Annotated in this window: 2 protein-coding genes (1 of these 2 cut by a window edge); both read left to right on the top strand. The window is 59.2% G+C overall.

Annotated elements, in window-relative coordinates; all coding sequences use genetic code 11:
• Positions 1–13,157 carry the 3' portion of an SDR family NAD(P)-dependent oxidoreductase gene (locus NSQ73_RS19900; protein WP_340987836.1) on the top strand. The gene continues 163 nt to the left of window position 1, outside the view, so the window shows 13,157 of its 13,320 coding nt (coding positions 164–13,320); the start codon falls outside the window, past its left edge; its stop codon occupies positions 13,155–13,157.
• Positions 13,150–14,829, top strand: coding sequence for a thioesterase domain-containing protein (locus NSQ73_RS19895; RefSeq protein WP_340987835.1), 1,680 nt, complete (start codon positions 13,150–13,152; stop codon positions 14,827–14,829). Before NSQ73_RS19900 ends, NSQ73_RS19895 begins: the two co-directional genes overlap by 8 nt.

Genomic DNA, 14,829 nt, shown 5'->3' with positions numbered 1-14,829 from the left:
TGCTGGAAGCAATCAACGTCCGCTTCGATTTGTCACTCCCGACCAGCATTCTCGTCGAATGCCATAATTTCGAAGCGTTGGCCGTTTATGTCGCCGGGCAGCTGCACGCAAGCGGTGCTCTGCCGTCCGCCGGGCCGGTAACGAAGGTGTCATCAGAATACGCGGCAAAAATAACGGGTCCCGCGGTGGACTTCGTTCCGGTTCCCGGACCGGCCGGAATGCCTGCCGGTGTACCTTCCCGCGAGGAGAAGGTGCAGCAATCGCAGCAACAGGGGAGTGTATCCCGGCCGCCGGAGGCGAACCCTGCAGGGTCCGTCTCCGGCGGGATCGCCGTCATCGGGCTGTCGTGCCGCACCGCCGGGGCTGCTAATCAAGACGAGTTCTGGGAGATCGTTTCGCAAGGAAAGGACTGCACCCGGATGATGGACAATCCGGAGTGGATCGCTTACATCCAAGCGCATTCCTCCTCGCCTGTGCCCCTCCGGTATGGCGCTATGGATGGGATCGAGCACTTCGATCCGCTGTTTTTCAATATATCGCCCAAAGAAGCGGAAGCGATGGATGCGGCGCAGCGCATCGTTCTGCAGGAATGCTACCGGGCGCTGGAAGATGCCGGATATGCCCGCCAGGGCGGACAGGTCGGCACGTTCATAGGCTCGATGGGGTATCCCTCTGCGCAGGATTACTCCCACCATACTATGCTGGGCACCGACACGAGTATTATGGCGGCCCGCATTGCGTATTGCCTGGATCTCAAAGGTCCGGCGCTTGCGGTCAACACGGCATGCTCTTCTTCCCTGGTCGCCATCGACCTTGCTTGTGAGAAGCTGCGGAATGGCGCTATTGATCTGGCCATTGCCGGCGGAATAACGATCTATACCCATCCCGGTGCCTTTCTGTTCATGAACAATGCCGGCATGCTGTCTCCTACGGGAATGTGCCGCCCGTTCGATAACGATGCGGATGGCATCGTCGTCGGTGACGGCGCAGGCATCGTCATTCTAAAAAGGCTTGAGGACGCTCTGCGCGACAACGATTCGATCTATGGGATTATTCGCGGGAGCGGCACCAACCAGGACGGTCAAACTTCAGGCATTACGGCGCCGAGCTTCCTCTCCCAGAGCAAGCTGCAGCAATCGGTGTATGAGCGGTATGGAATCAACGTGGAGGATATTCAATATACGGAAGCGCACGGAACGGCCACGAAGCTGGGCGACCCGGTTGAAATTCACGCGCTGAGCCATGCGTTCGGCAAATTTACATCGAACAAACAGTATTGTGCCATCGGCTCGCTGAAAGGCAATATCGGGCATACGACCGCCGCCGCAGGCGTGCTTAGCTTAATAAAAGTGCTGCTTAGCTTCAAGCATATGCAGATGCCGCCTTCGATCCACTTCCGCAAAGAGAATGAGCATATCGATTTCGCAGGCAGCCCTTTCTACGTGAACACCTGTCTGCAGGAATGGCCGCTAAACGCGAAATCGTCGCGGCTCGCTGCGGTAAGCTCGTTCGGCTTCAGCGGCACGAACGCGCATCTCGTCGTTGAGGCGCATGAAGCAGCCGTGCCGTTGGCGTATGACAGGCCGGCTGCCGTGGAACAAGGCTTGTTCATGCTCTCTGCGGCCAGTGAGGCAAGCTTGCGGGAGTACGCCCGGTCTGTGCATGCGTATTTACGTTCACACCCTGACGTGGACATCGGGAGCTTCCTGTATACGTATCAAGCCGCCAGAACCCCGATGGAATACCGGCTTGCGGCCGTAACCGGCAGCGTTGCCAAGCTTACGCAGCAATTGGAGGATCTGGCCGGGGAGCAGCGGCTTGCACCGGCACCGGCAACGGGCCGCTATGCCGGAGTGGCCGGCAAGAAGGAAGGCACTGATCTCGCCGACACGGCGGAAGGCAGACAATTCCTGCAGCAATTGCTGACGGGCGGGAAATACAAAAAATTGGCGGAGCTGTGGGTTGGCGGAACCGATGTGGGACAGGCTGTCCTCCAGTACCGCCAAACGGCCGCCAAGCGGCTGGCGGGATTGCCGACACATCCTTTTGCCCGGGAAAGGTTTGCTATTCCTGACATCAAGCCTGTCTTGAGCACACGCTTGGCGGAAGGCTTTGGTCCGGCAGCGCCGGGTCATCCTTTGCTGCAGCACAATACGTCCGATCTTGCCGGGCAGAAATTCACCTCCGTGTTCACGGGGAACGAGTTTTTCTTCCGGGATCATGTCGTCAACGGCCAGCGGCTCCTGCCGGGATCGGCCTATCTCGAAATGGCCCGGGCCGCATTGGAGAAGTCGGCAGACGCTGCCGCACAGCAATCGCTTCGGGCCGGAACGGCAGGAATCCGGCTTCAGCATGTCTCGTGGTCCCGTCCTCTCGCCGCAGGGGAAGAGCCTGTTCATGTTCATATCGCCCTGTATCCGGAAGAGGACGGCAGCGTATCCTTCGAGATCACCGGCTCCTCAGCTGAATCCGGGGACATCGCGGCCGTACACAGCCAAGGCCGCCTGATGCTGGAGGCTTCATCCGAAGCGCGGAGCGTGATCGATTTGCATGCGATCCGCTCGCAATGTGGTACAGCGCGGATAACTGCCTCCGAAAGCTATGAGCGGTTCGAAGCGATGGGAATCCGGTATGGTCCGGCCCACCGGGGATTGGAAGAAATGTATATCGGCAAGGGACAGGTACTTGCCAGACTTAAGCTTCCGGAACCGGTATGGGGAACGGGCGATGCCTTCGTTCTGCATCCGGGCATGCTGGATTCCGCTTTACAGGCGTCGCTCGGGCTGCTGCTCGGGGAAGAAAGTCCGGCGCCCCTTCGCCCGCTTCTTCCTTTTGCCGTGGAGAACGTGGAGGTGATCCGTCCATGTCTTTCGTCGATGTGGGTATACATCCGCTCAGGCGAAGGAGAGGTGTACGGCGGCGTTCGGAAGCTTGATGCCGACCTATGCGATGAACAAGGAGCCGTATGCGTGAAGATCAGAGGTTTCTCCGTTCGTGCTTTGGATCACCCGGCGGAAGAAGATTCAACGGAAACGCTGCTGCTTGAGCCCGTCTGGGAAGAGCAAACAGCGGGCCAATCCGATCAGGGCAGCAGAACGGCACCGTTCGATCTTCATCTCGTCATGCTGTGCGGGCAGCAAGAGCTGGCAGACAGCCTGGATGCTTGCTGGAACGGCAGGCCGCTTAGCCGCCGCTGGCGCATTTGCAATCTGGTTGCTGCGGAGGAAGAAACCTGTCTGCGTTTCAGCCGGTACGCAGCGCTGGCACTGAACGAGCTGCAAGCCGTTGCGAACGATTCTTCCATCGGCTCGGCTCTGGTGCAGCTCATCATCTCCGGCAAGGGCGAAGAGCGGCTGCTGTCTGGATTGGCAGGAATGCTGCAGACGGCCGCCCTGGAGCATCCGAAGCTTGCCGTTCAGCTGATCGAAGCGGAAGCCGGAGCCGGAAGCAGTGCTCCGGACTTCGCCATTCAGCTGCAGAACGACGGCGGAAGCCCGCAGGACACGAGAATCCGCTATCAGAACGGCATCCGCTATGTATTACGGTGGGATGAGCTTGAAGCATCCGGCGGGCTTGCGGCTGAGCCGTGGAGAGAGAATGGAGTGTACTTAATTACAGGCGGCACAGGCGGCCTCGGCCGGCTATTCGCCAGAGAGGCAGGCCGGCAGGCCAAGCAGGCAACGCTTGTTCTGACCGGACGGTCTCCGCTCGATGCGGATAAGGAGGAGCAGCTCCGGCAGCTTCGCGCCACAGGCGTCCGGGCAGAATACCGGCAGGCCGACATGAACGACAGGCAGGCCATGTTCGGCCTTATACGGGATATCGGGGAACGCTTTGGCAAATTGCATGGTATTATCCACAGCGCGGGAATCGTGCGTGACAGCTTGATCGTGAATAAGGGCATACAGGAGCTTGCGGACGTACTGGCTCCTAAAGTAACCGGTTTAGCCTATCTGGATGAGGCGACCCGCCATCTCGAGCTAGACTTTTTTGTGCTGTTTTCGTCCACTGCGGGCAGCATGGGGAATGCCGGTCAAGCCGATTATGCGGCAGCCAATGCCTATATGGATGCATTCGCTGCATACCGCAGCGAGCTGGCGGCAGCCGGGCAGCGCCAAGGCCGCACGCTGTCTATCAATTGGCCGCTTTGGAAGGACGGCGGGATGAGCGTGAGCGAAAGCACGGTGAAGAGGCTCCGGGAGACGTTCGGCTTCGTGCCGCTTCAGACGGACAGCGGCTTCTCCGCCTTTTATCGCGCCTTCGCTTCAGAGCGAAGCCAGGTCATGGTCGTCCAAGGCAAGCCGGCACAATTGCGGAGCGCCTTGCACAAGCTGGCGGCTAGCTCAAAGGTTGGGGCAACCCCGTCCCCGGCGCCAGCTCCTGTGAAGCGGAATGCGGATGACGGAACGAAGCAAAAGATTCTCGCTGCCGCAGTCCGTGCCGTATCCGGGTTGCTCACCGTTCCCGGCAGCGAGATTCATATCGATACCGATTGGGACGAATTCGGCTTCGATGCACATCAGATGCAAACTGCCGCAGTGTGCATAGGCGAGGCTATAGGATTTAAGCTAACACCGTTCGAACTGCTTGAATATCCGACTATTCGCCAACTGGCAGAGCATTTGGCGGAACGTATGCCGGCTCCAAGGGAAGCTGAACCACTGGAGGCTCCTGCAGTGCATGCGGAAGGGGTTTCCTCCCCGCCTGCCGACTTGCCGGCCGCTTTCCGGGAGCAGGCAGTCCAATATTTTAAAAAGCTGCTCTCGTCTGCGATCAAGCTGCCGTCCCACCGGATCGACGAGCATGTCCCGCTGGAGAAGTACGGGATCGATTCGATTATGGTGATGGATCTGACCGGAGAACTGGAGAAAGTGTTTGGCCCCTTGTCCAAAACGTTATTTTTTGAATACCAGAACCTTGCTGCCTTAACGGACTATTTCCTCAGGGCGCATCAAGCCAAACTGAAGGAGCTTCTGGGCTCCGGCAGACCACCTGCGGACGATAACAGAGCTGCTGCCAAGACAGCACCTCCGGTGACCGGGCTTATCCGGCCTTCTACAGGGAGGCAGCCCCGTTCCCGGGTTTCACCGGCGTTGGCGGCTTCAGGCACCCCTTCCCCGTCATTAAGGCAGCACGGGCAGGGCGGTCCAATCGATATTGCCGTTATCGGCATAGCGGGACGTTACCCGGGAGCGCCGGATGTGGCGGAATACTGGCGCAATTTGCAGCAGGGACGGGATTGCATTACGGAGATCCCGCCGGAAAGATGGGATCACTCCCTTTATTTCGACGAAGATAAGAACAAGCTGGGCACCACTTACAGCAAATGGGGAGGTTTCCTGGACGGGATGGATCAGTTCGATCCGTTGTTCTTCCAGATTTCGCCCCTGGAGGCAGAAGTAATGGATCCCCAGGAGCGGCTGTTTCTGCAATGCGTCTACCATACACTGGAGGACGCCGGTTATACGAGGGAATCGGTTGCGTTCAACCGGAAGCTGAACCGCCGGATTCCGGTGGGTATTTATGCCGGCGTCATGTATGAGGAGTACCAGCTGTACGGGGCGCAGGAGCAGCTTTCGGGCAGAAGAATCGCTTACGCCGGCAGCCCGTCTTCGATTGCGAACCGGGTGTCCTATTGGTATAACTTCCAGGGGCCCAGCATAGCCGTCGATACGATGTGCTCTTCGTCCTTGACCGCCATTCATCTGGCCTGCCAAAGCATCCAGCAAGGGGAGTGCGGCGTAGCCGTTGCCGGAGGCGTCAACCTGTCGCTTCATCCGAACAAATATCTGATGCTTGCGCAGGGGAAATTCGTGTCGAGCAAGGGCCGCTGCGAAAGCTTCGGCGAAGGCGGCGACGGCTACGTGCCCGGGGAGGGCGTCGGCGCGGTGCTGCTCAAGCCGTTGTCCGAAGCGGTTGCGGACGGGGACCGGATTTACGGCGTGATCAAAGCAAGTGCAATCAATCACGGCGGCAAAACGAACGGGTACTCGGTTCCGAATCCCAATGCCCAGGCTGAAGTGATCAAGCAGGCGATGAGCAGGGCGGGGTTCGACCCGAGAACGGTCAGTTACATCGAGGCTCACGGTACCGGGACATCGCTCGGCGATCCCATAGAAATCGCGGGTTTGTCGGGCGCGTTCTCGGCATATACGGATGATAAGGCATTTTGCGCCATCGGCTCGGCCAAGTCCAATATCGGCCATTGCGAAAGCGCGGCCGGCATTGCCGGCTTGACGAAGGTGCTGCTGCAGCTGAAGCATGGGCAGCTGGCGCCGTCCCTGCATGCCTCGGTGCTCAATCCGAACATCGATTTCTCCACAACGCCATTCGTCGTACAGCGGGAGCTGGCGGAATGGAAGCGGCCGGTCCTGCGTGAGTCCGGCTCGGTGCGGGAATATCCGCGCAGGGCGGGCATATCGTCCTTCGGGGCCGGGGGTTCCAATGCGCATTTGCTGGTGGAGGAATATATTCCTGCCGCAGAGGCGGGTGCGGATCCCGCGGCGGCTTATCCGCTGCCTGCGGTGATCGTGCTGTCCGCCAAGAACGAGGAACGGCTGCGCGCGCTTGCGCAGGCGCTGCTGGATGCAGTTCGTGAAGAAGCGTTCACCGATGCCGACTTGGCCAGTATAGCCCATACGCTGCAGACCGGCCGGGAGGCGATGGAGGAACGGCTCGCGCTTCTGGCAGACAGCATAGGCGAGGTTGAGAGCAAGCTGGCCGCTTACCTGAGAGGAGACCGTACGACCGGGGATCTGTTCTACGGCCGGGGAAGAATTAATGACGGCGCAGCGGCCGTCTTAACGGCAGATGAGGATTTGCAGCACACGGTCGATGCATGGCTTGCCAAAAGAAAGTATACGAAGCTGCTCGACTGGTGGGTGCAAGGGCTTTCGGTCGATTGGAGCAGCATGTACCAGGGACGGAAGCCTCGGCGGATTGCCCTCCCTCTATACCCGTTCGCCAAGAACCGGTACTGGTCTCCGAAGCCGGGGGCGGATGCCGGAGGCGGTCATACCGGCTCCGCAGGCGAGGGAAGCGGGTCTGCTGCTCCTGCCGGTGAGCTGCTGCATCCGCTGCTGTACGCCAATACATCCGACTTCTCGGAGCAGCGTTACAGCTCGGCCTTTACGGGAACCGAGTTTTTCTTTGCCGATCATGTCGTCAGGGGGCAGAAGGTGCTGCCCGGCGCGGCGCAGCTGGAGATGGCCATTTATGCTGCGGCCCAAGCCAGCGGCAGGAGTGAAGGCATTCCGGTGGGCCTTCGGCTGAAGGAGGTTGTCTGGGTGAGACCTTGCACAATCAGCGAAGGGACGTCGAACGTTCATATCGGGCTGCGCCCGCAGGAGAGCGGGGACATCGCATTCGAGATCTACGGCGGCAATGCAGGAGCAAGCGGGGATAACATCTACAGCCAAGGACGTGCGGAATGGAGCGGCAGTGAAATTGCTCCTGCACTGGAACTGGCGTCCCTGCGCGCAAAGTGCGGCATTCGCGTCCTGACGGCCGATGATTGTTATTCGGCGTTCCAAAGGATGGGGATTGAGTACGGCGCAGCCCACAGGGCTGTTGATTGCGTCTATGCGGGTGACGGGCGCGCGCTTGCAAAGCTGGTTCTTCCTGCATCGGCCATCCCTTCGGCGGACCGGTTCATTCTGCATCCGAGCTTGACGGACGCGGCGTTCCAAGCCGCGATCGGTCTGATGGACGGCATCGGGCAGGAGGACGCCGGCTTGAAGCCGATGCTTCCGTTTACACTTGAGGAGTTGACCGTTTACGGCCGTTACTCCTCCGTCGTATGGGCTTATGTCCGTTGGAGCGGGGGCGACACGGCCAGCGGCAAAGTACGGAAGATGGACATTGACCTGTGCAATGAGCAGGGCGGTGTTATCGCAAGTCTGAAAGGCTATTCCGTAAGGGGGATGGATGGCGATGCCGTACCCGCTGTTCGGACGGAGCCGAGTATTATGGCAACGGCGGCAGCGGATAGACAGACTCCTTCCGCTCTTATGACGTTACACCCTGTATGGGACACCGTGCCTGTCGAACGTGTTCAAGAGTGGCCGAAGCCTGATAGCCGCATAACGATTGTCGGCGATGCCGGTCCTAAGAACAGTTCGGCTTTGGAACAGCTGCTTCCACACGCGCAATCACTTAGGTTCCAGCCGGAGGATACGATCGAAGAGATCGCCCGGCGGCTTGCGGACGGAGGGATGCCGGAGCATATCGTTTGGATTGCGCCGGATGCTGCCGAAGGCTCGCTGCCCGGTGTTTCGCTGACCCGCGCGCAGCAAGCCGGCGTCTTCCAGCTGTTCAAGCTGATCAAGGCCGTACTGCTTGCAGGCGGAGGAGGCAGCAAGACCGGCTGGACGGTCATTACCGGACAGACGCAGAGCGTAGGCCGGAGAGAAGAGGCCGATGCGGCACATGCCGGCGTGCATGGGCTGATCGGTTCGCTCGCCAAAGAATATCCGAACTGGATCGTACGGCTAATCGATCTGGAGTCCGGCGGTCAGTGGCCGCTTCAGGAGCTATTGTCGCTGCCCGCAGACCGGCAGGGCAACGCCTGGGCTTACCGAAGCGGCGAGTGGTTCCGCCAGAAGCTCATTCCGGTCAACCGGAGTAACAATAATACCCCGGAACGGATTTTGTACAGAAAAGGCGGCGTCTACGTGGTGATCGGCGGAGCCGGCGGCATCGGCGAGGTATGGAGCGAATATATGATCCGCACCTGGCAGGCGCATATCGTCTGGATCGGACGACGCGAGAAGGATGAGCTGATCCAGGCGAAGCTTGACCGGCTGGGTGCCTTCGGTGAAGCACCTGTCTATATTTCCGGGGACGCATCCGACCGCAGCTCTCTGCAGCTTGCCTACGACGCGGCGAAGAAACGGTTCAGCCGCATTGACGGTGTTGTTCACTCGGCCATCGTGCTGGCGGACCAAAGCCTTGCGAACATGGACGAAGCCCGTTTTCGGTCCGCGCTTGCGGCCAAGGTCGATACAAGCGTCAATATGGCGGAGCTGCTCGCCGGGGAAACGCCCGATTTCGTTCTGTTCTTCTCGTCCATGAATGCCTTCATGAAATCGGCGGGTCAAAGCAATTACGCCGCCGGATGCACATTCATGGATGCTTATGCGCATCAGCTTGCCGCCCGCTCGCTTTACCCGGTCAAAACGATGAACTGGGGTTACTGGGGCGGTGTTGGTGTCGTTGCTTCCGATGCTTATCAGGAACGCATGGCACAGATGGGGATAGGCTCCATTGAGCCGGAGGAGGCGATGGAGGCGCTCGGCGGACTTCTGTCCGGCCCGCTGAATCAGCTGGCTCTGCTCAAGACCACTGGGGGCCTTACGATCGAGGGCATTTCGCAGGACGAACAGCTATTCCTGCATCCGGACAACAGCGTTCAATCGGCGGAGCAGCTTGCCCGCGTCCTCCCTGACCCGGAGGCTGCGACGGCAGGACTTACGGGGGAAGGATATGCGGCGCTTCAGGACATGGAGTCGCAGCTCTGCCGGATGCTCGAAGGGCAGCTGCTTGCGTCCGGCATGTTCAGCCGGGCAGCGGACAATACCGGCTACGTGCAGGGAAACGGCGTACATGGCCGGTATTCAAGATGGCTTGATGCGAGTATTGCGCTGCTTAGAGAGCGAAAGGGTGTGCAGCAAGACAGCGCCGGCAAGGGGCTGTATCCAGCCAATGCCAGGATGGAGGCGCTGTGGTCCGACTGGGACCGCAAAAAGAAGGAATGGCTCGCCTTCGGCGGAATGGCGGCGCAGATTGCGCTCGCGGAGACGGCGCTGCGTGCACTGCCGGATATTTTATCGGGCAAGCTTCCGGCAACGGATATTATGTTTCCGAATTCATCCATGGAGCTCGTAGAAGGCGTCTATAAGCATAATCCGGTGGCGGACGCTTTCAATGAAGTGCTCGGCGATATCGTTGCCGCTTATGTGAAGCAGCGGATTCAGCTAGATCCGTCCGCCCGCATTCGCATTCTGGAGATCGGGGCGGGAACCGGCGGCACGAGTGCCGGCGTCCTGCGCAAGCTGAAGGCATATGCGGACAACATTCAGGAATATGGCTATACCGATATCTCCCAAGCCTTCCTGATCCATGCCAAGGAGACATATGGACCGGACCATCCATTCCTGACTTATCAGCTATTCAATGTCGAGTCACCGCTATCCGGCCAGCAGATTCGTCCGGGCGAATACGATATCGCCATTGCGGCTAACGTACTTCACGCGACGAAGAACATTCGCCACACGCTGCGCAACGCCAAAGCCGTACTCAAAAAGAACGGACTGCTGCTGCTGAACGAGCTGCACGGACAATCCATGTTTACGCATCTGACCTTCGGGCTGCTCGATGGGTGGTGGCGGTATGAAGACGCCCGGCTTCGTATACCAGGCTCACCCGGTTTATCGCCGGGGATGTGGCTGAACGTGCTTGAAGACGAAGGATTCCGTTCGGTCCATTTCCCTGCTGAGCCTGTCCACGCATGGGGCCAGCAGATTATTATGGCGGAAAGCGATGGCGCGGTACGGCAGCAGGTGAAGCCCGTTCAAGAGAAAAGCGAGGCGGCGGACAAGGAGAATCGGGTTAGCGTTCTGCCCGTCCAGCCGGTGAAGGCAGGAGCAGGAGAGCGTTACGCAGGCACGCTGAGGGAGAAGACAATTGCGTATTTGCGCCGGCGCATAGCGGAGGTGCTCAAAATGCCAACCGGACAGCTCGATCCGAGGGAGCGGTTCGAAAACTACGGAATCGACTCCATTCTGGTTGTACAGCTGACGAATGCGTTAAGTGAAGAGTTCGGCAGCGTGAACAGCACGGTGTTCTTCGAATATCAGACGGTCGAAGAGCTTGCCGGATATTTCTTGACAGCGCATCAGGAGACGCTCGCGGTGCTGCTCGGACCGGACGAATCCGGGACCGGAGGGGCACGGGGTATCCAAGAGCCACAGCCGGAGCCGGCCCTTGCAGGCGCAGCCGGAAATCAGCGGCCGGGCAGCCGGTTTGCTTCGATCCCGCAGAATACTGCCCGGACATCCGCGGCCGTAACGGCGTCAGCCGATATCGCTATCGTTGGGCTGTCAGGACGTTATCCGGGTGCCGGAAACATCCGTGAATTCTGGGCGCAGCTGAAGGCGGGAAGACACGGCATTACCGAAATTTCCAAGGATCGCTGGGACTGGGCGGATTATTATGAAGCGCAGCGCGGCAAAAGAGGGACGATGTACAGCAAATGGGGCGGATTCATTGAAGGATACGACCGGTTCGATCCGCTGTTCTTCGGCATTTCGCCGAAAGAAGCGAAGCAGATGGACCCTCAAGAACGGCTATTCCTCGAAACCGCTTATGCAAGCATAGAAGATGCGGGCTATACGCCTGCTACGCTATGCGCCAGCGGCAAGGTAGGCGTATATGTCGGGGTGATGAACGGGAATTATCCGACGGGTGCCAGTTATTGGTCCATCGCGAACCGCATCTCCTATTTGTTCAATTTCCGTGGCCCGAGCATGGCGGTCGATACGGCCTGTTCCTCCTCGTTAACGGCGATTCATCTGGCCATTGACAGCCTGAACAACGGCACAAGCGAATGTGCAATCGCCGGCGGTGTCAATTTGATTCAGTCTCCGAACCATTATTTAAGGCTGTCGGCCATGAACATGCTGTCCTCCGGGGATCAATGCAGGTCGTTCGGTGCCGGAGCGGACGGCTTCGTTGATGGGGAAGGCGTAGGCGCCATTGTGCTGAAGCCGCTGGACAAAGCGGTGCGGGACGGCGACCACATCTATGGCGTTATTAAAGGAAGCATGCTCAATGCCGGAGGCCGGACGAACGGTTATACGGTCCCGAACCCGCTGGCCCAGTATGAGGTCGTTACAGATGCGCTCAAACGGGCCAATGTCCATGCCAGAACGATTAGCTGCATAGAGGCTCACGGAACTGGAACCGCGCTTGGCGATCCGATTGAGATCACCGGATTGACCCGGGCGTTTGAACGGGATACGCAAGATAAGCAATTCTGCTCCCTAGGATCGGTGAAGTCCAACATCGGGCACTCTGAGAGCGCAGCCGGCATCGCCGGACTGACCAAAGTGCTGCTAATGCTCCGCCACCGGCAGCTCGTCCCTTCTCTGCACGCGACAACGCTGAATCCGGGCATCGAGTTCGGTAACACGCCGTTCGTCGTCCAGCAGGAGCTTGCCGATTGGAACCGGCCTGTCCTTACCATTGACGGCACCCGGCGGGAATATCCGCGCCGGGCCGGCATCTCTTCGTTTGGGGCGGGAGGCGCCAATGCGCATCTTGTCGTGGAGGAATATATGCCGAATCCGTACACCGTGCCGCAGCAGAGAACGGATGCATCCAGGCCGTGCCTCATTGTGCTGTCGGCCAGAAGCGGGGATCAGCTTAAGCTGATCGCCCAGCAGCTTGCGTCTGCCATTCAGGAAGGACGGTATGAAGAATCAGATTTGAGCCGGATCGCTTATACGCTCCAGACGGGGCGGGAAGCGATGGAAGAAAGAGCTGCCTGCGTTGCCGGAACACTTGAAGAGTTAGGCGCAGTGCTGCAGCTTCTCGGCGACGGTGTTTCTGAGGTGCCGGGTCTATACCGGGGACGGGTTAAGGAGAACAAAGACACAATCGCCGCACTCAGCTCCGACGATGAAATGCAGGAGGTCCTGAGCAAGTGGATGCGGCAGCGCAAGTTCGACAAGCTGCTGAGCTTGTGGACGAGAGGCCTGCAGCTCGATTGGTCACAGCTCTACGACGGCCCGCATCCGCAGCGCATCAGCCTGCCAACCTATCCGTTCGCCAGAGAACGGTATTGGTTTACGGAGGGCGGAGGGGGAAGCAGCCAAGGTCAGCCACTGGCAGAACAGCCGCCGGCTGAGCCGCTTGCGATCCCGGTCCCGCGTAAGGAAGAACCTGCATCCGCGGGGCTCATGACGGCAGGAACCGGGACCCCCGGCATGCTAGTGTCAGCAGCTGCAAGCGGCTTGAGCAGCGATGTATTTGACAGCAGCTTCTACGGCGAACTGCTGGATCGGATCATGGACGATTCCATCAGCATCGACCGTGCGGCCGATGAGATCCAATCGAATATAAGAGACGTGATCCGTCAAAGGAGGACCTATGGCTGAATTCCTGCAATATGTGTTGAATGAGATGAAACAGCATCGTCTGGCTAAGGCCGAGGCGCTTGATTTGCTGCGGCAATTTCACGGCAATGTGCTTGAAGAGCTGAACGGGGAGCTGTCCGCTGCCCGTTCTTACTCTGACAACGCTGTGGCTGGTCACCAGGTGCAGCGGTTATCACCGGAAGCGGAGCCCGCAGAGTCTCCCCTGGCGTCCGCGAAGCCGGGCGGCATTACGCTTCGCCCTTTATCCGAAGCCTTGCTGCCGGGCATTGCAGATGAAGGCCATTCCCGCGCTGCAGCGGGAACCGCAACTGCGGAGAAGCTGAGGGAAGAGCTGGCGGTAAGCTTGGCCGGCGTTCTCGACATGTTGCCGGGGGATGTGGACGCGGAGGAGCCGTTCACCCAATTTGGGCTGGACTCCATATCGGGGGTCGAATGGGTCCGGGACCTTCATAACCGGTTCGGCGTCCCGGTTACCCTGGAGGATATCCATGCGCACGCGAGTCTGCGGGAGCTTTCGGTATGGCTGGCTTCCGCCGTGAACGCAGAGGCGGACGTGGTCCCTGCGGAACAGTTCCCTACTGTCACGTTGCCCATATATGAGCCTGTAGAAGAAGCGCATACAACTGCTCAGGCCGCCCCAATTAAGCTGCCTGAGCGCTCTGAACCCGCCGGCCAAGCCGCCAGCTCACGGCCTTTATTTCCCGAGCTGATTGCGCTCAATCACCGCACTTCCGGCCGTCCTGTGTTTTGGATTCACGGAGGAAGCGCCATCGTCAGCGGCTACAAGCAGATCGCTCAAGAAGCCGAGCGTCCGATGTACGGCATCCAGGCCCGGGGCTGGATGTCCAGCCGCAAGCCGCTGCACGGCATTCAAGCGATGGCGGCGTACTATGTCCATATCATCATGTCTGTTCAGCCGCACGGTCCGTATGACCTCGGAGGTTTCTCGCTTGGCGGGCGTATCGCTTACGAAGTTGCCCGGCAGCTTCAAGAGCTTGGAGAGGGCGTTCAGACAATCGTCATGCTCGATTCTTATTTGCACACCCCTTACCGGGAAGCGCTTCAAGACGAGACATTCTATAGAAAAACGATTGCGCTGCAGGCGGTGAACTCGGCCCTCTTATCCGCGTTATCACCGGAGCCCAAATCATGGGCGGGCCGTCTTATCCATCAGGACGAAGCCCGTGCTTATTTGCACGAAGATCCGGAGTTGTTCCTGGAGCAGTTGCTCGGGATGGCCAGTGCACGGGGGTTGAACGGGTCCGAAGCAGCGTGGCGCGAGCGGCTGGAGCAAAGCATCCGGGTTCAGGAGGCTTACGGGCTTGACCGGTACGTTATTGCGCCACTGGATGCACCGGAAGAACCGTCCTGTTATTATTTCCGCTGCCGGGGCGGGTCATTTTATGGAGAGCTGGAGCCTTATTTTTGCCTGGATGACAACGGGACAGGACCGGCTGACGCTATCCCTTACTGGAAGGCGTGGGAAGAATGGCTGCCCCGCATGTCGGTTATGACGGCCGGATCGGACAGCCATTACCGGATGTTGTCCGATCTGCGCGCGATGGAAGCGGTACGAACGTTTTGCAGAATGCTGTACCGTATGGAAGGTCCGCCGTCCGAGGCGATCACTGCGTTAATTGAAGAGAATCAAATACAGAGGGCGAATCATTAG

Source organism: Paenibacillus sp. FSL R10-2736 (genome assembly GCF_038000245.1).
Lineage (GTDB): Bacteria > Bacillota > Bacilli > Paenibacillales > Paenibacillaceae > Paenibacillus_AQ > Paenibacillus_AQ phytohabitans.
This window is presented reverse-complemented; position numbering and strand designations above follow the sequence as displayed.